Source organism: Paenibacillus sp. FSL R7-0198 (assembly GCF_038000415.1).
In the GTDB taxonomy this organism is placed as follows: Bacteria; Bacillota; Bacilli; order Paenibacillales; family Paenibacillaceae; genus Paenibacillus.
In genome coordinates this window covers 4,040,626-4,061,871 of sequence record NZ_JBBOCB010000001.1, presented here as the reverse complement: position 1 = coordinate 4,061,871, position 21,246 = coordinate 4,040,626, and the positions used below count along the sequence as shown (strand labels likewise).

16 protein-coding genes and 9 tRNA genes are annotated in these 21,246 nt (G+C 47.4%); 8 read left to right on the top strand and 17 right to left on the bottom strand.

Annotation, left to right across the window (positions count from 1 at the left end):
* Positions 1 to 54: 54 nt before the first annotated feature.
* Positions 55 to 1,407 carry an ABC transporter substrate-binding protein gene (locus MKY87_RS17680; protein ID WP_339787003.1) on the bottom strand — a complete coding sequence of 451 codons (1,353 nt, stop codon included), beginning with the start codon at positions 1,405 to 1,407 and terminating at the stop codon, positions 55 to 57.
* 357 nt (positions 1,408 to 1,764) lie between these two features.
* Here MKY87_RS17680 and MKY87_RS17675 point away from each other — a divergent pair, with 357 nt between their 5' ends.
* A complete protein-coding gene (locus MKY87_RS17675) occupies positions 1,765 to 2,727 on the top strand; it encodes an N-acetylglucosamine kinase (protein WP_340965552.1) in 963 nt (320 codons plus the stop codon).
* 22 nt (positions 2,728 to 2,749) lie between these two features.
* Positions 2,750 to 3,655, top strand: a complete 906-nt coding sequence (gene murQ / locus MKY87_RS17670) for an N-acetylmuramic acid 6-phosphate etherase (protein ID WP_339787009.1) — start codon at positions 2,750 to 2,752, stop codon at positions 3,653 to 3,655.
* A gap of 159 nt (positions 3,656 to 3,814) precedes the next feature.
* Here the strand turns inward: murQ and MKY87_RS17665 are convergent, their stop codons facing one another.
* Together MKY87_RS17665 and MKY87_RS17660 are read right to left on the bottom strand one after the other, a co-directional pair.
* On the bottom strand, positions 3,815 to 4,654 hold the full coding sequence (locus tag MKY87_RS17665) for a MurR/RpiR family transcriptional regulator (RefSeq protein WP_036616797.1): 840 nt from the start codon (positions 4,652 to 4,654) through the stop codon (positions 3,815 to 3,817).
* A 125-nt stretch (positions 4,655 to 4,779) separates the two neighbouring features.
* Positions 4,780 to 6,009: an anhydro-N-acetylmuramic acid kinase gene (locus tag MKY87_RS17660; RefSeq protein ID WP_340965549.1), complete on the bottom strand. Its 1,230-nt coding sequence runs from the start codon at positions 6,007 to 6,009 to the stop codon at positions 4,780 to 4,782.
* A gap of 282 nt (positions 6,010 to 6,291) precedes the next feature.
* On the opposite strand from MKY87_RS17660, the gene MKY87_RS17655 reads away from it, so the two are divergent.
* Both MKY87_RS17655 and MKY87_RS17650 read left to right on the top strand, forming a co-directional pair.
* Positions 6,292 to 7,704: an N-acetylmuramoyl-L-alanine amidase family protein gene (locus MKY87_RS17655; RefSeq protein ID WP_340965548.1), complete on the top strand. Its 1,413-nt coding sequence runs from the start codon at positions 6,292 to 6,294 to the stop codon at positions 7,702 to 7,704.
* Positions 7,705 to 7,738: 34 nt separating this feature from the next.
* Complete coding sequence (locus MKY87_RS17650; RefSeq protein WP_340965547.1) at positions 7,739 to 8,299, top strand: GerMN domain-containing protein; 561 nt, start codon at positions 7,739 to 7,741, stop codon at positions 8,297 to 8,299.
* Between the two features lie 75 nt (positions 8,300 to 8,374).
* Here the strand turns inward: MKY87_RS17650 and MKY87_RS17645 are convergent, their stop codons facing one another.
* The 4 genes from MKY87_RS17645 to MKY87_RS17630 all read right to left on the bottom strand — a co-directional run bounded on the left by MKY87_RS17645 (position 8,375) and on the right by MKY87_RS17630 (position 13,919).
* Complete coding sequence (locus tag MKY87_RS17645) at positions 8,375 to 9,973, bottom strand: MBL fold metallo-hydrolase (RefSeq protein ID WP_340965546.1); 1,599 nt, start codon at positions 9,971 to 9,973, stop codon at positions 8,375 to 8,377.
* Positions 9,970 to 11,640, bottom strand: a complete 1,671-nt coding sequence (locus MKY87_RS17640; protein ID WP_076254000.1) for an ABC transporter permease — start codon at positions 11,638 to 11,640, stop codon at positions 9,970 to 9,972. The genes MKY87_RS17645 and MKY87_RS17640 overlap by 4 nt, the downstream gene beginning before the upstream one ends.
* A gap of 118 nt (positions 11,641 to 11,758) precedes the next feature.
* Positions 11,759 to 12,832, bottom strand: coding sequence for an ABC transporter substrate-binding protein (locus MKY87_RS17635; RefSeq protein WP_133387000.1), 1,074 nt, complete (start codon positions 12,830 to 12,832; stop codon positions 11,759 to 11,761).
* A gap of 70 nt (positions 12,833 to 12,902) precedes the next feature.
* The gene (locus tag MKY87_RS17630) at positions 12,903 to 13,919 is read right to left on the bottom strand and encodes an ABC transporter ATP-binding protein (protein ID WP_047840482.1); all 1,017 of its coding nucleotides are present in this window, start codon (positions 13,917 to 13,919) and stop codon (positions 12,903 to 12,905) included.
* A 406-nt stretch (positions 13,920 to 14,325) separates the two neighbouring features.
* On the opposite strand from MKY87_RS17630, the gene MKY87_RS17625 reads away from it, so the two are divergent.
* The 4 genes from MKY87_RS17625 to MKY87_RS17610 all read left to right on the top strand — a co-directional run bounded on the left by MKY87_RS17625 (position 14,326) and on the right by MKY87_RS17610 (position 19,443).
* Complete coding sequence (locus tag MKY87_RS17625) at positions 14,326 to 15,234, top strand: LysR family transcriptional regulator (RefSeq protein ID WP_340965545.1); 909 nt, start codon at positions 14,326 to 14,328, stop codon at positions 15,232 to 15,234.
* A gap of 147 nt (positions 15,235 to 15,381) precedes the next feature.
* The gene (locus MKY87_RS17620; protein WP_340965543.1) at positions 15,382 to 16,242 is read left to right on the top strand and encodes a hypothetical protein; all 861 of its coding nucleotides are present in this window, start codon (positions 15,382 to 15,384) and stop codon (positions 16,240 to 16,242) included.
* A gap of 371 nt (positions 16,243 to 16,613) precedes the next feature.
* Complete coding sequence (locus tag MKY87_RS17615; RefSeq protein ID WP_339787028.1) at positions 16,614 to 18,296, top strand: AraC family transcriptional regulator; 1,683 nt, start codon at positions 16,614 to 16,616, stop codon at positions 18,294 to 18,296.
* Between the two features lie 94 nt (positions 18,297 to 18,390).
* Complete coding sequence (locus MKY87_RS17610; protein ID WP_339787030.1) at positions 18,391 to 19,443, top strand: ABC transporter substrate-binding protein; 1,053 nt, start codon at positions 18,391 to 18,393, stop codon at positions 19,441 to 19,443.
* A gap of 138 nt (positions 19,444 to 19,581) precedes the next feature.
* Here MKY87_RS17610 and MKY87_RS17605 read toward each other — a convergent pair whose 3' ends face one another.
* From MKY87_RS17605 to MKY87_RS17560, 10 genes are all read right to left on the bottom strand, one after another.
* Complete coding sequence (locus MKY87_RS17605; RefSeq protein WP_133387007.1) at positions 19,582 to 20,187, bottom strand: short chain dehydrogenase; 606 nt, start codon at positions 20,185 to 20,187, stop codon at positions 19,582 to 19,584.
* A 185-nt stretch (positions 20,188 to 20,372) separates the two neighbouring features.
* Positions 20,373 to 20,443, bottom strand: a tRNA-Gly gene (locus tag MKY87_RS17600).
* Positions 20,444 to 20,455: 12 nt separating this feature from the next.
* A tRNA-Pro gene (locus MKY87_RS17595) sits at positions 20,456 to 20,529 on the bottom strand.
* Positions 20,530 to 20,545: 16 nt separating this feature from the next.
* Positions 20,546 to 20,622: transfer RNA gene (locus tag MKY87_RS17590), tRNA-Arg, on the bottom strand.
* Between the two features lie 6 nt (positions 20,623 to 20,628).
* Positions 20,629 to 20,703 (bottom strand) — tRNA-Gly (locus MKY87_RS17585).
* 8 nt (positions 20,704 to 20,711) lie between these two features.
* Positions 20,712 to 20,799 (bottom strand) — tRNA-Leu (locus MKY87_RS17580).
* 9 nt (positions 20,800 to 20,808) lie between these two features.
* Positions 20,809 to 20,884 (bottom strand) — tRNA-Lys (locus MKY87_RS17575).
* 10 nt (positions 20,885 to 20,894) lie between these two features.
* Positions 20,895 to 20,969: transfer RNA gene (locus tag MKY87_RS17570), tRNA-Gln, on the bottom strand.
* An 11-nt stretch (positions 20,970 to 20,980) separates the two neighbouring features.
* Positions 20,981 to 21,056, bottom strand: a tRNA-His gene (locus MKY87_RS17565).
* Positions 21,057 to 21,153: 97 nt separating this feature from the next.
* Positions 21,154 to 21,229 (bottom strand) — tRNA-Thr (locus MKY87_RS17560).
* Between the last annotated feature and the right edge of the window lie 17 nt (positions 21,230 to 21,246).

Genomic DNA, 21,246 nt, shown 5'->3' with positions numbered 1-21,246 from the left:
GCGAATCCTCCTCTCCTAATCAGTGTGGTTTTGCGTTATGTTTGATTGTCCGAGTTATTGTCCAAACATCTGCTGGCCTTTGCTCTTGAAGTCTTCTGCGATCTGCTCTGGTGATTTTTCTCCCGAGAACAGCGCCTGGATGTTTGGCTTCACAACCTGTTCCTTGAATTGTTTTTGCTGGGATGCTTTGTCGATATCCAGTTCCAGTACAACCGGCATCGCGATATTCTCTGCCATGACTTTTGCAGCAGCCAGATTATCCGGTTGACCAAGTTCTTTTCCTTTAAACAGTTCCACTTGGGACTGTCTTACGAATGGAAGTGCCAGTTCATTGGCCGAGTTCCCTGCTTTGGCACCACTAAGCGCCTCCATCACAAGGAACGTATTTTTGGCATGCTGTTCGCCTTTGTCCTTCTTCTGTTTGAAGGCTACATACCCTTCGCCGCCCATCGTTGTTGCTTCAGGTTGATCATCATTATGCGGTACAGGCAACAGGACAAAATCAATCTTCTCTCCCTGCACCTTGCCATCATCGATGTCCTTGTTGCGGTTCTGAATCATCACATCATAATAAGGAATCGCTTTGGAGATAATCGCCGTTTCCCCCGCGTAGAACATATCCGTCCGTTTCGCTGGAGCGAGAGCCGCCGTTTCCTTCGGCATATACCCTTGATCCATCAGGTTTTTGATAAAAGAGAGGGTATCCAGAATCCGACCATCATTCCATTGGAAAGTGCCGTCTTTATCAAGAACATCAATCATCCCGTTGTTCCGGGACAGCATTTCAATGAAGTCAAGCGAGGTTCCGTCGGTAACCAGTGCATATTGCTTGGCCCCGCCATCCAGCGTTTTGGTCAGCTTGGCAGCAGCATCGTTGAATTCGGACCAGGTCCAGCCATTTTGCTGAATGGACTTCCAATCAATGCCCGCTTCCTCCAGAATGCGTTTGTTACCACCCCAAGCCCATTGGAATTGATACAAGGGCAGACCATACTGTTTCCCCTGAATCTGGCCTAAATCCAGCGTACCTGGCAGGTAGTCGTCCTTAACCTCAGGTGTCAGGTAACTGTCCAATTCAAGTGCCAATCCCGTATTCACATATGTGCCATCTACGCTGTGAAAGTAAAGATCCGGCGGGTTGCCCGCGTTCAAAGCGACATCGAATTTTTTGGGCCCTTCCGCCCAGGAGAGCATTTCCGTCTTCACGGTAATGTTGGGGTGTTCTTTATTGAAATCAACGATTAGATCCTTGAGTTCATCTTCATATGTGCCATGTACAGGATAGGTCCATACCGTCACTGTATCTTCCGCATTCGGATCATCTGAAGCAGCACCCCCGCTATTCCCACAGGCAGTAACCAAGACCATCATCAACAACATCGTCCATACCAGACCCTTCTTTTTCATCCCTTCATCTCCTTCGCATGTCATCATCCGATTCTTTCATTGCCTAACCATGCTACCCCTTTTGTGATCATTCAGCCTTTAAACGGCATCCACCCATAAACTCGGCAGTAAGGAAAAGCACCTCCCCTGGAGATTGGACCTGCCAGTCGCAGGCTAAATCTCTTAAATGCAATATTAACGTCAACTTAATTGACATTAACAGTATTAATTCCTTCCAAAATTGTAGATTGAGTTCATTATATGAGTTGTAAAATAAAAATTCAACATTATTTTTTATTATAAAATTTAATTTTACTTTTTCTTTTCATGCCACTATACTATGTAAAAAGAAAACCCAAGCAAGCGAGGTGAGCCACTTTGCGAGTATATGTAGGCGTAGATGGAGGCGGTACCAATACTGATGCAGCAATCATTTCCGAATCTGGTGAAATTCTTGCCCGACTCAGCGGAGGTCCCACGAATCCTCATAGCGTATCAACTGAACAGGCCCTTTCCGAACTGCAACGAGTGCTGGAACAGCTATTTAATCTAATAAGTGATTTATCGACAAATTGTGAGGGTATATGCCTTGGTATGTCAGGTATAGATGCGATCCAAGAGCGGCAACTTATAGCCAAAGCAGTAAATAACTATATGAAGAGTCGTAATCGACAGGCATCAGAAGGTTGTCCAGTCTGGGTTGTATCCGAAGGAGAGATTGCTCTGATGGCCTCTCTCGGACATACTCACGGTGTATTGTGTATCTCTGGAACAGGTTCCATCGTGTACGGATTTACGCTGGAAGGAGAGCGATACCGTGCAGGAGGCTGGGGTCATCTGCTCGGAGATGAGGGTAGCGGTTATCGTATTGGGCAGCGTGCACTCCAAGTAGTTATGCAGAGTTATGACGGTGTTCTTCCTCCAACCCGTTTAACCCCGCTTCTTCTAAAGAATCTGAGCCTTCAAGATATATCGGAGCTAAAGACGCGAGTTTATCAGACGGATTGGGGCAAAACCGAGACCGCATCCATCGCCCGCTTAGCTATAGAAGCAGCTGAACTCGGAGATGAGGCCGCCCGGGCACTGGTCATCGACGAAGCCTCCCAATTGGCGGATACCGCCAAGGCGCTGATTGCCCGTCATCGGGAATTTGCATCCACTCAGGTTGTCCTGTCCGGATCACTTTTTCGATACGCTGCACTTTTCCGAAATACATTTATTCAGAAGTTATCGGGATATTATGGAGAGTTGGACTTTGTATATCGTGAAGATGCCCCCGCTCCAGCGGTTGGCGCAGCACAACTGGCAAGAAAACGCTGTTCCCTGAATGAATCATTTTAAAAGAGAGAAGGAGGCCATACAGATGAATCACATGCTGAATTCACTAATAACAGAACAACCCAATCCACTAACGGATCATATAGATGAATTGCCTTCGGCAGAAATTATGGAGCTAATTAATAAGGAAGATCAACGGATTGCGGAGCTCATTCAGCCCCTAATTCCGGTCATTGCTCAGGCTGCGGATCGGATCTTGAAGGCGTTTCAGTCTGGCGGCAGGCTTTTTTATGTAGGCGCAGGTACCAGTGGACGATTAGGAATACTTGACGCTTCGGAATGCCCGCCTACCTACGGAACCCCGCCTTCCATGGTGCAGGGTATTATTGCAGGGGGATTCCGGGCAGTGAAGGACCCGGTTGAAGGTGCTGAAGATAGTGAGGAGTTGGGAGCTGCGGACCTTGATGAACATGGCTTAGACAAAAACGATGTCGTGGTTGGCATTGCAGCCAGTGGACGAACCCCGTATGTGCTGGGTGCGATGAGACACGCCAAGGAGATCGGGGCTACGGTGATCAGCCTGAGTAATAATGCAGGCACGCCGATGACACTGTTGGCTGATGTGAGCATTGAGGCCGTTGTCGGCCCAGAGGTTGTCATGGGTTCAACACGTATGAAGGCAGGCAGCGCCCAGAAAATGATTTTGAACATGCTCACAACTACCGCCATGATTCGTCTGGGCAAGGTTTACCGTAATTTCATGGTTGATCTGAACCCTTCGAACGAGAAGCTTGTCCATCGGGCCAAACGCATGATCCATCTGGCAACCGGAGCGAATGAAGCAGATATTGAAGAGGCTTTTACTGGTGCAGACGGTCATGTAAAAACGGCAATCGTCATGCTGATGGCAGGCGTGGATGCAACAGAAGCCCAGCACAGGCTTGATCTGGCTGACGGATTTGTCCGCAGCGCCATTGCGGGGCCTTCCTGAGCCGTACAGGAGGTATCATTAGAGGTGGTAAGAGAGGTGGTAAGAGAGGAGCCCCACATTGGTCTGGGCTCTTTTTTTATTTTTTTATTCTAAAAGCGGATATAATCCGTCAAAAAATCCCCTCCTGTATAAACAGAAAGGGATTCATATGGTTCTACTTCACTTGTGCTCCAGAATAGCCTGTCGGCTCTTCTCCAAATACTCCACCGACTGGTTGTAATCCCGACTGGCAATCGCCAGATACAAAATGTCGATCACGTTCAACTGAGCAATCCGTGACGATGTGGCTCCGCTCCGAATATCACTTTCGGTGGAAGTAATCATCAGAGGCACATCCGCCATACTACTGAGTGTATTGCTGCCCCACTTGGTAATGCTGATTGTCGCTGCACCGCCATCGTGAGCATGCTTGAGACAGGAGATTACGTTTGAAGTCTCCCCTGAATACGAGATACATACCACCGCATCATCCTCACGAAGCGTCGTTGCGGACGAAATCTGCATATGCGGATCGGCGAACGAAAAGCTTGTACGATTGATTCGCATGAACTTGTAATGTGCATCCAGCGCAATCAGGTTGGAGGCCCCTACTCCATAGAAAAAGATCCGGTTCGCCTGATGAAGCACGTCCACGGCTTTTTCCACCAGACGTGGGTCCAGAATATGAACCGTATCCTTCACCGACTGAATATTGTTTGCGGACACATGCTGAATAATGCTCTCCATGGAGTCCTGGGGACGAATCTCCGTATATTGATATGGCTCACTCGTCTGCAAATCTCCGGCAATCTTCAGCTTCAGCTCCTGAAAACCCGTTACACCCAGTGATTTGCAGAGACGGATAATGGCAGCTGGGCTGCCTCCACTCCGTTCAGACAACTGGGCCACCGAGGATTGAACAGTTTCTTGCGGGTGATCGAGAATATAAGCTCCGATCTTCCGTTCGGACGGGGTCAAGTCATCCATTAATGCGCGTAAACGTACAAGTCCACCTTTCATGCCTTCCATTCGCTCCTCCTTTCCGTACTGCATTCATGTACAAGCATTTTATCTTATAATTCCACTCGCGTCTAATCGAATCCCTCGCCCTTCCATAACTGAACTCCAATTAAAGTCAGGCCTCACTAGAGTGTGAGATTGCCTGAGATTACGGCGTGTTTCGCTCCGGTTACTGCCGGGAGTGTATTGGTTCTTCCCATCAGTGCCTCATGGCCAAGTAGAGCAAATCCAATGGCTTCCCGAGCATCATCAGGTACGCCATAATCTGCTGTTCGTTCCAAACGGATATCTTTCGGTAGTCTCTGACGGATCATCTCCATCAACGTGGCATTGGAAGTGCCACCACCGCACGCAAGCATGGCCGATATTTGCACCTTGGGCAGGATAAAATCCTGCACTGCACGCACGATGGTCTCCGCGGTCAGACAGGTGGCAGTAGCCAGCGTATCTTCAAGCGTTAAGGAACGCGCTGCGGCCATCTCCATCAGTCTCACTGCATATGCGGCTCCATATACTTCTCGCCCGGTACTTTTCGGCGGAAGTCTTTTGAAGTACTCATCCTCCAAACACAGTTCTACCAGACCCTGATCGACCTTCCCCTGTGCGGCAATACTTCCATTCGGATCATAATGCTGCCGCCCATCCGTTGCCTGCCGCACAATGGCGTCCATCACCATATTCCCCGGTCCCGTATCAAATGCCGAAATACCTTCGGTAGATGACTCGGATGGAAGCACCGTCACATTGCCAATGCCACCGATATTCTGCACCAGCCGTCCTTCCGTCGGGCTGCGGAACATCAGAGCATCCGCATAAGGCGTAAGCGGGGCACCTTCCCCACCAGCCGCCATATCCCTTGCTCGTAGGTTACCAATCACTGGCAGCCCTGTCCGTTCTCGAACGACAGCACATTCACCGATCTGCAATGTCGATACCACATCAATACTGGCTCCCGTTGGCCCTGGAAATGCAGAGGCTACAGGAGCATGCCATACCGTCTGTCCATGCATGCTAATCACATCTACCTGCTGCGTTGAAATACCGGCAGACCGCATCAGTTCCGTAACGCTATGCGCATACCACTCCGATACACCAAAATGCGCGGCTGTCAGCTCGTCGACACGAGCTGTCCCCGGTGAACATAACCGGATCAGCACGTCTCTCAATCCATTCGAATACGGCACACAGACGAAATCAACCAGCTCTATCTGCTGTAATGCCCCGCTCATGTCGGTTTGAATACGCACCAATGCCGCGTCAGTTCCATCAAGTGACGTTCCTGACATTAGTCCGATGACCAGATGCTCCTGCTTCAAACGATACTTCTCCCACATCGGATAGCTGCCTGTATCCATCCACTTCCAACCTCCTACAAGACCCGATGAACACATCATCCTGCCATAATTTCACCCAGTATATGATATTAAATTTCACAAGTCAAACATTATATGAAATTTAATTACATCATTGAAAATAAAAAGAGAGATATTCATCCCATTTGCGATCACACATCATGTTTTCTTCCATCAATTGATAATTAGATATCAGAAGAGAAACATTTTTACATTTTTACCGTTTATACTATGTAGGCATATTTTGGAAGTGTCATATAGATCTAATACTAGTCGAGGTGCATAATGAAGAAAACCATTTTACTATTGTTTCTGAGCCTGTTCTTACTCGTTTTGTTCCCTAATCAGGGAAATGCCGCTGCAAGTTCGTCGAAAATCTTTATGGATGGAGAGGAATTAGTCCTCCCAAGTGATGTACAGGTGACGATTATCAATAAAAACGTGATGATCCCGATTCGTGTCGTTGCCGAAAATTTGAAATTCAAAGTTGATTGGAACCAACAAGCACGCACTGTAAAAATTCAGCAAGATCAACAGACGATTTCCCTAACCGTGGATCAAAAGCAAGCCATGGTTGCTGACAAACAAGTCACTTTGAACACAGCACCGCAAATTTTGAACAAAACGCTGGTGGTGCCCATTCGATTTGTCAGTGAACAAATGGGGCTTAAGGTAAGATGGAACAATCAAGACAAGATCGTATACTTAACAAACACCAGTAAGGGACCTGCTATCGACCCAGGCAACAGTTCTGGAAAAGGGGATTCAACGTCTACCGCTAAGGTTACCGATATACAATTTGCCAACAATCAGCTCGTTTTATCCACGGATGGGGCCGTTCAGCCGGTAGTAACGACCCTCAAGTACCCTGATCGTTTGGTTGTGGACTTGCCTGGAGCCACCTTTGGTGATATCTCCCAACCGCTGGATCAAGGACTCAATGGCAAGTTGGATGTGAGCGGTTATCCCAATGTGACAGAAGTGAGATATTCGCTGTTCAAACGAGAACCGGCACAAGTTCGCATTGTCGTGGAATTGAATAATGTGAAGGATGTCCAGTACAACCAGAACGTCATTGCCGATAAACTGATTATTGATCTAAATGTTGCGGGAGACAATGTCACACCTGCTCCAGTCACTCCAGTAGGCGGTTCAGGACGCAAGGTCGTGGTCATCGATCCAGGACACGGTGGCAGTGATCCAGGGACGATCAGCATCACGAACAAACCCGAAAAAGAATACAATCTGGCATTAGCTCACAAAGTACAAGCCCTGTTGCTCAATGAACCTAATATCGAATTGGTGATGACTCGTGAAGGTGATACCTATCCGACCCGTCCTGAGCGTGTTCAGCTCGCCAATCAATTAAATGCAGATGTATTTGTATCTATCCATGGCAATAGCGTGAAGTCCGCCCCTCAAGCCACAGGTACGGAGACATATTATTATCAACGCAGTAACAGCAAGGAATTAGCTACTATCATTCATCAACGTTTGGTGAAAGCCATGGGTCTCAGAGATCGTGGTGTGAAAAATGGCAACTTGGAAGTGATCCGAGACACGACCATGCCTGCAGTGCTTTTGGAAGTGGGATTCTTGAGTAATGTACTCGATGAAGAACTGATGTCGTCCGAAGTTGTTCAGATGAAAGCCGCTCAAGCGATAGCCGATGGAATCAAGGAGTATTTGGGCCTATAAATTATCAAATAAATCAAATGAAGGAAGTGATTCTTTGAATAAGAAGCTAGGTTGTGCACTTATATTATCATGCTTGATCGTTATCGGAGTTGGATGTGCCCAGAAGCCAGTGAGCCAATCCGGTTCGAATGAACCTGCTGTTCAGGGAGGACAGGCGCAGGCGCCAAACCCATCCGAAACGGAGGTGGATCTGGGTACAATGAATATACAAGTCGTCGATGTATATTTGGCAGATTCTCAGGTACTGGAGCTTGAGAAAACAGAGCAGGAAATTGAATACAAGGATGATTCCGAAAAATATGAAAAAACATTTGCAGCGTTGCAAACGAACACCAATTCGGAGCTTGTTTCCCTCTGGGAGCAGGTGGAACTGCTCTCTATCCATTCTGCTGAGGGTACGGTTACTTTGGACGTTCATATCCCCGCTGAAGCCAATCTTGGTACCAGTGGAGAATTGCTCGCATTGGAAGCTTTAACTACAACGATGTTTCAATTTGATGAAGTGAACAGCCTGAATATACTGGTGGATGGTGAAGCCGTGGATAGTTTGATGGGTCATGCCGAACTGGAACACCCTATTCATCGCGAACCCTAAAGATCACACAGCAATGGAAAAAGAACGTCCCCAGGGACGTTCCAATCTGGCGCATCAATTCGATTCATGCACAATTCACACATATAGCTCGTCACCAGCAGACAGTGAATGTATAACTGTTCCCGGTGACGGGTTATTTCTGAGCAAACCTTCTTTTAAACGGTCCGTCTCTGCCCGGTCAGTATGCACAAGGACCGTATGCCTTGCTGGAACCTGATGCAGCATCCGTTCAACATCCTTCCAGCCCTGATGCACTTTATAACGTATTTTCCGCACCACACACACTCCATACTTGTCAGGAACCCGTAGCAGCTTATCAGCAAATGTACCATGAGCAACATGCCCGGTGAGCAGAATCAGATTCTCCTCCCTGTCCGATAATTGACTATAATACCAACGGGCAAGCGAGGACTGCATCATGCCGTCCGGAATGAACCATAGCGAAGCAGCATGATGTTCCAACAGTTGTTCCCGCTCTTGGGTGGTCGTAGGCAGATCCCATCCTCGTCCAGTCAGAAAGCCATCAATTTTGTCTTTCAACGAACTTCCGTTGACATGCTCTCCCTTCTCCCTCAACCAATACGGAACATGCATAAGCTGCTTCATGCCGTCCACCAGCCCTTGTTCCACTACGATTGGGATAGCCGGGAATTGTTGCTGTGCCCACAGTATGATCTCCTGTCCACGACCTACGACTGGCATGGGTAAGAGCACCTTTCCGCCTTGAGCAATCGTCTGGCGAATGGCTCGTTCAAGCTGTTCCAGTTTGTCGGCCTGTGTATCCTGGTCCGTACCGTAGGCCGCATCAACGATTGCCAGATCCACCAGTCCGACGGAAGATATTGGCGCAGCGTCTGCAACGTCTGCTACGTTTGCTTTGCCTGCTCTGACTGCTCCATCTGCTCCGTTGGATGTGAAGTTCCCTTGCTTCATGGGTATCTCCATGGATACAAGTGTTCTTGACGATGCCTCTGATGCAACAGATGTATGATCTTGTGACGTTATGAATTCTCCAGCCTTTTGCCCACTGTTTATGGCGATTAGTTCCTCTGTACCCCACCGTTCGCTGCTCGGAGCATCGAACACAGGATTCTCACGAAGCATGTTTGTCTGCCAGAACGCCTCCGCTGGACAATCCTCATGTAAAAGCAGCGATTCGGACGTGTAGTCCCCGGAATAGAAAATCCGCTTACCTTCCATTTCAACCCCAAACCATACCGATCCAGCCAGATGTCCACTCCGGCCCCACATCACTTTTACTTCGGGAATCGGTTCGAACCAGGTTTGGGATACAACCTCATCTTCCAGATACCGATAACGAATAGCCTGCTCATCTACTTCATCATAAGGAAGTTCTTCGCCTATACGCTCTACAAACCTTCGCCAGTTGGCAAAATACGTACGCAGCTGCGCCCTCGTCTCTCTCGTCGTCCACACTTCACCCTGGTAGCCCATCTTATACAGCAAAGGGATGGCGACCGAATGATCCTCATGGGCGTGGGACAAAAACACCGCATCCAGTTGCGGGACAATCTCTGGTTCAATCAGCGGATACTGGCCCGTACCTTCTTTTTTCACACCACAATCCAGCAAAAGGCGAAACCGGCTCCCGCTCAGGAGATAGGCGGAACGCCCATGTTCCCCTGCACCGCCCCATACGTTCAGTTTGATCATGATGCATTCCACTTTCTCTTTGAATTCAGCAGTTCGATTCCCAGCAGCATCAGCACCGTCATGCCTACAGTTACAACGGCCATCGCCATTCCGAGGGATACCTGACCTTGTTCGAACTGGGCAAAAATATACGTAGCCGACGTCTGCATCGACGGCGGAAGAATCAACAACGAACCTACCAGCTCCCGGGTAGCAATCGTAAAGGTCATCATCCAGCCGGCCAGCATGCCGGGCAGGATTAGCGGGATCAGGATTCGCCGCAGAATATACAGCGGTTTCCCGCCAAAGACTTGCCCAGCCTGGAACAACGTTCCGTCAATCTGGGTAAAGCTCGATTTTACATACTGCACGGTGTAAGGCAAGAAGAGAACAACGTACGTGAGCACAACCATGCCGTAGGTGTTATACAACGTGACTGGCATCCAGGGTGAGTTCCAGAAAAGAATCAGACCCACGACCATCACGATACCCGGCACCGTATTAGGCAACAGACTGAACAAGTCAATCACACGCTGCATGAATGAAGATGATCTGCCGATCGCGAGTGCAAATCCGGTTCCGATAATAACAGCGACCGTTGAAGCCGCGAGGGATAATCCCAGACTGTTCCCGATGGCCTTCATACTCACTGATCCCCAAGATAACAGCTCCTTGTAATGATCCAAGGTGAGATTATCAAAAGCAATTCCTGATCCCCGTAACTTCATGGTCGAAGCGGCGATAATGGAGAAATACGGAATACCTATCGACAGGATCAACAGGATTGCAAGATACGCCCCGCACAACCATCCTGCTCCGCCACGAAGAGAATATCGCTTCGAACGTTGCCCTTTGCCACCAACCAGACGATACGTGAACTTTCGACTCATGGCAGACTGCATATACCACATCACCAGACAGACGGACAGCAGCACCGATGCCAGTGAAGTCGCCTTGCCGAAGTCAATCGGCCAACTGGAGATGTACTTATGAATTTCGGAGGTCATGACATAATAGCCAATCTTGCGCCCAAAGGTCGCTGGTGTTCCGAATTCCGCAATCGTTTTGACAAAGACCAGCATGATCCCCATTCCGTAAGACGACAACAACAGGGGTAAAATAATACGTCTGAAACGGTACCCTGCACGTGCACCATGCACGGCTCCCGCTTCTTCCAGATTGCCACCGATGCGGATCAATGCATCTCGAAGCAGCAGATACAGGAATGGGAACAAGTGCAAGCTCATGATGAGCACCATGCCCCAGAAGCTGAAAAACAGCTCACTCCAGCCCGCAGATGAGGGCACCCATTGCTGAAGGTATCCCCCTTTTTGCATAAACAGAATCCAGCCCATCGAGCCGATATACGGCGGGGTCATGAACGGAATCATCAGGATTACATCGACCCAGCGATGCTCACCCATCCGAGTCTTCGCCATCATCCAGGCCAGAGGCAGCGCCAGCAGCGTGGTTACTGCTACAACGCAGATGCCAAGCCAGACGGAATTCAGCAATACACCCGATAGATGATGACCGGTAATCGTGCGAATCGGAGCCATCCAGTCCCATTGTCCATCCGGATACACACTTTGCCAGAAGATCAGCAAGAGCGGTACACCAATGCTTATGGTCAGCAGAAAGAGGGCCAGAATCACGCCCACTCTCCGAAAAATTCGGTTGTTGTCCATTCCAACAGGTTTCACTACGTTCACCTCACATGACTTTCCACAGACAGCAGGTATTCCTTTTGCCTAATTGTGTCTCTATACTTGTTCTTCTTTGGGTATTTTGCATATGCAAAAGTACTTACTTAAAAGTCTCGGAAAAACGCGCCGCTGTCTCTTCGCCATGTTCGCTCATCCAGTTCCAATCCACTTTAAGTTGTGGAATATCCTTCACATTGGCACGGTTAGTCGCTTCAATGTCTTCGCGGCCTGGGATCAGATAAGCATCTGCAACAAGCTTCTGTGCTTCATCGGACAATAGATAGTCAATGAACGCTTTGGCATTCTCTACATTTGGACTGGATTTCAGAATCGCTGCCGGCCTTGGGCTGATTACCGTGCCTTCCTCAGGATAAACGATATCCAGTGGTTCACCTTTTGCTTTGGAGGAATACGCCATGTAGTCCACACCTGCCGCTACGATGCTTTTGGCACCCGTAATGACTGGATCAAGTGCTTCCTGATTGGCACCTGCCATCGCTACACCATTGGCTTTATAGGCACTCAGCAGATCCCATCCTTTTTCACCATTTGCACTCAGGTACCCTGTGATGAAGTCGAGTGCTGAACCTGATAATGTAGGGTCGGGAATGTTCACTGCATCTTTCCACGCAGGCGTAGCCAGCTCTGCCCAACTTGTTGGTGGTGTAGATACTAGTTTGGTGTTATAAACAATACCCAATGCGGAAGCGCTGCTGCTGAAATAGTTGCCCTCTGCATCCGACCAATCCTTGTTCAGCTTGTCTGCATTGGCTGCTTCAGGGTAAGGCATGGTCAGTCCGTCTGCTTTCAAAGCCTGTGCTGAAGGTAAAGAGGCTAGAATTACAACGTCTGCAACCGGATTGGACTTCTCTGCTTCCATACGAGCCAGAATTTTGCCTGTCGTTCCCTGGAACATCTCAACTTCAATCCCCGTTTTGTCCGTAAATCCACTCACAATGTTATCCGCCAGCTTCTGTGGGCCAGCACTGTACAAGACCAACTTGCCACCAGCCGGTTTCGTTGTTTCCGCCGCTGCTGCTGTGTTTCCCTCACCCGCGGGTTGTGCCGCATTGCCTGTGGTTGTGTTCCCTGTACTACATCCGAACAAACTGATACTCATTACCGCTGTTAATAACAGCATTGCGCTCTTTTTCCGTGTTTTCATACCCAACATATTCGTCCATCTCCCCTGGTTTCTTATAAAATGTGTACTCTTGCTTCCAACTGCGTGCTTGTTCAACAATTTAATATGCCACTGCGATCGCTTCGTTCTGCTTCATACTCGGGTGGTCATAACCGTCCATTCGGCATATCCGCTCAGGGGTTACATAGAGCTGCACCCGCTCCCCTACGCGCACTCTTTGGTTCATATAGGCTGTCCATACGCCCAGCCCTTCCATCTGCACTCGTACTTCATAACGCTCACCTACATAGCTGACACTAAGTACCGTCCCTGGATAACACAGATCATCATGACCTGTTTTGTTCCAAGTGACATGCTCTGGACGCACCATCGATTGATTAGGCGTGAGCCAGTTGGACTTTCCGATAAACGAAGCGACATATGGATCACTCGGCGCCGAATATATCGTTTCCGGACTTCCCTTTTGCAATATCCGACCCTTCTGCATCACCACAATCTCATCCGACATCGACATCGCTTCAATCTGATCATGTGTGACGTACAGCGCAGTCAGCCCCATGTCCCGAACCAGCGACATCATCTCAATCCGCATCTCTTCCCGGAGTACAGCATCCAGTGCACTCAGTGGCTCATCGAACAGGATCACACCAGGTCTAACCGCTACGGCTCTGGCAAAAGCAACCCGTTGCTGCTGTCCACCAGACAGCTGATGAGGATATCGATCTTCCATGCCTTGCAGGCGAACCATGCCAAGTGCTTCGTTCACCTTTTGCCGCAGATCAGATTTCTGTTTTCCGGCCTTCAGGCCAAATGCTACATTTTCGTATACGGTCATATGCGGCCATAATGCAAAATCCTGAAACACCATGCCCAGATTACGCTTGTGTGTTGGTATATCAATCCGCTTCGCCGCAGAGTAGATACACTGACCATCTGCACGAATCTCCCCCGCGTCCGGCTGTTCCAGCCCGGCCAACATGCGGAGCAGTGTTGTTTTGCCACAGCCCGATGGGCCGAGCAGGGTCGTGAACTTTCCATGTTCAAGCGTTAGATCTGTCGGCAGCAGCGCGGGTGTTTGATTAAATGATTTTTGAATTCCTGTCATCTCTAATTTCATAAGCATCCCTGCCTGTCTTCTGTTACTTGATCTCTTGCACTGTTCTCAGTCTAACGTCCGCTTTCGCGAGTTGTATGTCTTGTATGTAAAATTGGAATTAACTTTTTAGATGAATTCTGTTGATGTTCATAGATTAAATCTATAGTAGGTGAATTAAATTAATTTTCATTTTGTCGCTCCGATTACAGCACCATCTTCCGATCGCTGTTATCCCCAGATTTCTTTTATTTCCTTTATAAAGGGAGAAATCCGGGGATAAAGGCGAAGCATATGCTTCCGAAGCAGCTTTCTTCCAGAAAGCTTTTGGCTCCGCTTCTTCAGATTGGTTCTGTACTCTCCGTCTTTATGAAAAATATTAGATCATCTTATATATTGGGCTAGTAGAAGTGAAAGGAGTGTTGGGACATTGAATCTGATCAAATTGCAAATTGTTGAGCTGATCGATAAGCATCATCACATGACAAGCGTGGCCGAGTTACTGGGAATCAAACAACCGACCGTTACATTTCATATGAAGTCATTGGAGGAAGAGATGGGTGTGCGATTATTTGAATCACGCAGTGGAAAGACCTTTTTAACCGAAGCCGGACAGGCTTTGCTCCACTATTCCATCAAAATCAATGCTTTGACCCAAGAGGCAAGGCGGGTAGTGAAGGAATATGACAGTCTCTATCGGGGCACCCTGCACATTGGGGCAAGCTATGTACCAGCTACATATCTGCTGCCTGCCATGCTCAATACCTTTTCTCAAGAATTCCCGGGCATTCGTATCGTCTTATCCGTCAAACCTTCACCTGTCATTCGCGAGATGCTGATTCGGCATCAGATTGATCTGGGGGTGATCTCTTCCGAGCCATTTGTTGGACCCGCACTGCAAGCTGAGACGTTGTGTGAAGACGACCTGGTATTGATCTGTTCTCCGCAACATGGGTTGGCCCAGAAGGATGCATTAACCCCTGATCATATCGCGCAGATTCCTTTTGCCTTACACGGCAATGAGTCCAGTACTCGTCGGTTAACCAATCAATGGCTTGCGCAACATGACATTCGTTTGCGGAGTACGGTGGAGATGGATTCCCTGGAAGCGATCAAACAGCTCGTGTTAATCGGGGGGCATGTCTCATTCATGTCTCGGATGGCGGTACAGTGGGAGGAACAGCACGGGCTCATTCAAGTTCTTCCCATTCCCGGAGAGCAGGCACCACGCCATATATACACCGTACATAACAAGGACCGCCACCCTTCAGTTCAGGTAAACCGCTTCAAAGAAGTGCTGCGAGAGGTGAGTCACGGCTTCCCCATTTTCCATGGCTGATTGCCTTGATCCGCTATAAACTATCGTTTGCCATTCATCAAATCTATGCAGGGTTAACGCAATGTGCGCTTCCCTTTAATCGCTTTCAGATACTCGGGCGATAAAGTGGGATCTGTACGTTAATCCAGATTAGGAGAGTGATTGGTTTTGAAAAAGTGGAAAAAGGTAACAGCCTCATTGATGCTGAGCATCGTAACATTGGGAAGTGGAATGACATTTCTGGGAGCACCCCAGGCTTCAGCTGCTGCCAATGCCGTTCCTGCTTATGAAGTGAAGTTTCTGGCCAAGCCGGAACTTGTATTAAATACAGATGGGACACCACGCAGTGAAGTGATTCAGACACTCGGCCTGAGTTCCACGCCAAGAAACATTAACGTAGAGTACTTCGACACCAATGCTCTCGGATTGGATCAACAAGGATGGAACGTTCGTTTTCGCAAAAAGGGTGACAAGAATAACTACGAATTGACTTATAAAAAACGCTACCCTGTGATCAATGGCGATATCAACGCAGCGCTGACTCTGGCTAACCAAGAGGGTTTTGATAAATCAGATGATAACTACGAGGCTGAAATTGATTGGGGATACGGCAAACAGACACTAAGCTTCTCCAATACTAAAAAAGTCGATACCAAAACAACAGGTGTTCAACTTCCTTCAGAGCAAGAAGCCTTAAACATGTTGCTGGACAAGCTTCCGGGCAAATTGAAAAACTGGACTGCCTCCAACTGGGGTAAACAGCAGCTTACACAATCCCGTGCATATGGTCCAATCACATTCCAACGTTATGAAGGTACATGGAATGGTCAAGAGCTTACACTCGAAGTATGGCCGATCCGTGACGCAGCAGGTACAGGTATTGAGAATATCGTAGAGGTTTCTTTCAAAACCGATGATGCTGTAGCCGTATCCGCACTGCGTACCCAACTGCTGCAATTGCTGGAGAACAACAACTGGCTGATTCCTGCAGATGGCTTGAAAACACAAACGATTCTGGAAAGATACTAATCGCTAGCTCTAACAAAAAAGACAAGTTCCTCTTCCTGCGGACATCGTAGGAGAGGGCTTGTCTTTTTTTGCGTAGTGAATTAAATGATCTGTTATTTAAGTAATTCTACGATTAACATCGGTTGAGATTTTACTGGTTATTCCCTCAACAGTTTGGATGATGGGAAATATGTATTGGCTATTTTACAACTCGGTAACCTATATCAATTCAATTTATAGTGGAGAATTACGTGGTTCAATGATCAGAATTCGCTATATCATCTCATATTATCATATGGACTTCTTATTTGTATGACAATATGCGATAATTGATAATGATTCTCAAATACATCATATATAATGTTACTATCGTAAGTTAAGGAGGGATTCTGGTGACTTTGCAAGTCTTTCCACTGATATCTAACGGTGATCATACCCGTGACCTATATGCAAGATTCAAAACATCCGAAGTTCTCAATCAAACGTCTTTTCTTCCCCCATTCGTATTAGCTGACTCACATCTTTTGCTCATCTGTACTGGCGGTGAGGCCGATATTCGTATTGGGCATAGGCTGAATCATGCCACAATCGGCAAAATGTATCTGATCCTGCCAGGAACAGCAATAGAATATACACCGGATGAGGTTCATCCTTTACAGGGCATCGCGATATATTTTGATCTGTTAAAGCCCATTTCAGATATGAACAAAACCACTTCTGGATCTACTGTAATGGAGATTTACCAAAAAGGGTTACTTCGTTCGTCTTATGCCGATGAATTACCGCATGAACTTTTTCAGGAATGTACCAGAATTGCCTCACAGCTCCATGAATGCATCTCTGTACCTCAAGAAAATCGTCCATTTCGTATTCAGACTTTGATGCATGAATTGTTGACCCATGTGTATGCTCCTCCCAAAGAAAGTGCAATAGGAGATTCCGAACACACCTCTGCTTTGGATCAAACGCTTGAACTTATTGAGCTTGGATATGCTGAGCATCTTTCTCGTGAAGTTCTTGCCGGTGTGGCAGGCATGAGTGTATGGCACTATTCACGGGTATTCAAAAACCGTACTGGCATCAGTCCCATGGAGTACGTGAATAACATCCGCATGGACAGGGCCAAAGAGATGCTGCTCGTCCCCGGCCAAACCATCAAACACATCGCCTCACAGGTTGGTTTTCAGGACGAGTTTTACTTTAGTCGCAAATTCAAAAAATATGTTGGCGTGTCTCCCTCTACCTATCAACGGCAGAAACGCAGTAAAATTGCTGCTCTCTCCTTCGGAACCACTGGCCATCTGCTGGCATTACAGATCATCCCCCATGCGGCATTGATCGATAACCGACGGGATCAACACAGGAATCTGTTTTTCTCCAATATCCCTTATCATCTGGGACGTAGCAAACGCATGAATCCTCATATCTGGCAAACCAACGTTGAGTTGTTGATGCAAGCGAGCCCGGATCTCATAATCTGTAATGAGTACGAAGCCCATACGTTAAAAAGAACGCTGCAGCGAATTGCTCCTACCATCGTTATCCCATGGAAAGGATTGAGCTGGCGGGAACACTTCGTACAAGTTGCCTCCATTGTGGGACAGCAACAGGATGCTCAGCAGTGGTTGGAGCAGTATGATGACAAGGTAATCCATGCTAAAGAGCAGCTTACTTATTTCATCGGAAAGGATACGGTCTCCATCATTCATATCATGATGGGTCATCTGTTAATCTACGGGCGACGCAATGGGGGCGCTGTTCTATATAACGACCTGGGCGTGTCCCCTTCACACGATCTGCTTCCAGGGCAAGTCTATCGTGCATTGGATGAACAGGAGTTGCCTCAAATGGTTGGAGATCGCATGTTACTGATTGTGGACCAGGACTTAGAATCCCAGCAACGTTGGCATAAACTACAACATACTCAGCTATGGCAACAATTGATACCCGTGCAGAACCAGCATGTATATCTGCTAGATGAAATGCCTTGGTTGGATTATTCACCATATGCCCATGATCAGATCATCGATGAAACCCTGAAACTTTTTGGTGGTACTCAGCACATTAATCCATGACCGGATAGCACAGAAGGCTATGTCTCCCCCAACATGAGACCGCTACAATATAAAGTGTACTGAGAATCAATATCATTAGAAACACAGGGGGATTATGATGTACAAACAGCATTATGTCAAAATAACGGGGATCCTGTTCATACTCGCCATGTTACTTGTTGCGTGTGGGCAGACACCTGAAAGCACTTCGCAGCAATCTACGGATGGCGTGAAATCAGCTGCGGGGACAGATGGGGACTCATCCACTGAATCAACTACTAAAACCGTGGAGAGCGCCAGTGGCAGCAAAGAAATCCCGGCACATCCCGAACGGATTGTGTCCATTAATATGGAGGACATTCTCCTCTCCTTGGAGGTACCACTGGTACTTGCTACACCTATTGGCCGGCAAGATTACCTCAATGAGCAACTTGAAGCCCAAGGCGTGGCTGTCGAACCCATTAATGAAAGTGTCAATTTTGAAGCTGTAGTCAGCGCAAATCCGGACCTTATTATTGCCAATGCCAGTTTGGATGCCAAAATTCTCGAACAACTTGAGAAAATCGCGCCTACGATCACTTATGATCGCCGTAATTGGCAGGAATCTATCGTACAGGTAGCTACTGCATTGGATATTGAAGAGCGGGCTGAACAGCTTTTACAAAAAAATAAAGATCAGGTAACTGAAGCTCAGAAACTCGCAGCCGATATCACCAAGACCAAACCAACAGCTGCATTCCTGCGCCTGGAAGAGAAAGATATGCGTTTGTTCTTCTCGTCCATTCCATCTACGCCATTCCCAGCTTCTAGTTATGTAGGAGCGGGCTATGAAATTGGATTCACTCCCGATGCTCTCGTTACCAAACTCGAGGCTGAGAATCCAGATCGGATGAATGCCAGTATCTCGGTTGAGCTTTTGCCTGAAATCAAAGCAGACTATCTGTTCATTGTGTCCATTAGCTCAGATGGATCAGCTGAAGCTTTGCAAAAAACAAAAGATGAACTCAACGAAATCCAGCAACTCCAAGTATGGAAAAGCCTACCCGCTGTTCAAAATGATCATGTCTATGTCCTCAATGCTAAGAAATGGCTCATTGATGGCCCCATTGCCGAATCGCTCAAACGTAATGAAATGCTCGAAGTTCTTGGACTACCTGCTTCACAATAGTAAACATACCTCTGTTTCTTCCACAACAAACAAAAGGAGATTCACCGGATTTTCGGTGGATCTACTTTATATTTAATATTCCAAATGGTCTCATCCAGCAGTTCTTCATTCCAGTAATTCTTCATTCACATCAGGCTTTTAATATATTTTAAAGTTTTGGGCTGTTTCGATCCCAAGTGCACTCTGGATAAACGTATTAGCCACTTTCTCTACAGGTACAGGATTAAATCCAATAAAGAAATCCTTATATTTCTCCGCCGACTCTACAAATAAGTTGGGACTAACTGAGTTCAAACGAATGCCTCGTGGCAACTCAAACGCTGCCGCTTTGGCAAACGCATCAATGGCCCCATTGACCATAGCACTTGATGCGCCTTTCTCAATAGGGTGGTCTTGTATTATGCCACTGACCAACGTGAAACTCCCTTTGTCATTAATATAGTGCTGACCAATCAACACGATATTAACCTGTCCAAGCAGTTTACCCTGCACACTAATCATATTGTTCTCAGGTGTAAGTTCTTCGAGTTTCGCATAATGGGTCTGACCTGCCGCCACAATGACGTAATCAATATTTCTCACCGTTTCAAAGAGGGTAGTAATACTCTCTGTCGAAGTCATATCCACCTGAACATCCCCGGATTGTCTACCTGCTGTAATAACCTCAACGGAATAATCTCTCAGTTTCGCAACAACAGCTTTACCTAGCGTTCCGTTTCCACCAATGACCAGAGCTCTTTTCATTACTGTTTGTCCTCCTTTATAAATAAACACGGTAAATCAGATACGAATTGTTCTATTTATTAAAACAAAGATTCTATCCTTAATCAAATGACAATTGACTCTATTTTAAAAGGAATCCACTTATTCTTTTTAACGCAAAAAAAAGCCCTTGCTATAAGCAAAGGCTTTTCTGTATGTTACTCGGAAGCGGGTGATGGGAATCGAACCCACGCTATTAGCTTGGAAGGCTAAAGTTCTACCATTGAACTACACCCGCAAAATAAAAAAATCGGGATGACACGATTTGAACATGCGACCCCCTGGTCCCAAACCAGGTGCTCTACCAAGCTGAGCTACATCCCGATACTTATGAGAATAATGGCGCGCCCTGAGAGATTCGAACTCCCGGCCTTTTGATTCGTAGTCAAACGCTCTATCCAGCTGAGCTAAGGGCGCAAATATTGGAGCGGAAGACGGGAATCGAACCCGCGACCCTCGCCTTGGCAAGGCGATGCTCTACCGCTGAGCCACTTCCGCAAAACATATGGTGCGGTCGAGAGGACTCGAACCTCCACGGGGGGTTAGCCCACACGGACCTGAACCGTGCGCGTCTGCCAATTCCGCCACGACCGCAAAATATAATGGTGAGTCATGAAGGGCTCGAACCTTCGACACCCTGATTAAAAGTCAGGTGCTCTACCAACTGAGCTAATGACTCATAAATGAAATGGCTGGGGATATAGGATTTGAACCTATGCATGACGGAGTCAAAGTCCGTTGCCTTACCGCTTGGCTAATCCCCATTAAAAAATCATGGGGCGATCGAGGGGAATTGAACCCCCGAATGCCGGATCCACAAACCGGTGCGTTAACCACTTCGCCACGATCGCCATAGAGTAAGCCATTCATCCACTAAGAGTATCTTAGTATTAGCAACTGCATCTATAATATACATTCTATCACAAATTCAGATGTAAATACTAAAAATGGTGCCGGCGAGAGGACTTGAACCCCCAACCTACTGATTACAAGTCAGTTGCTCTACCAGTTGAGCTACACCGGCACGGTGTATATTTAATT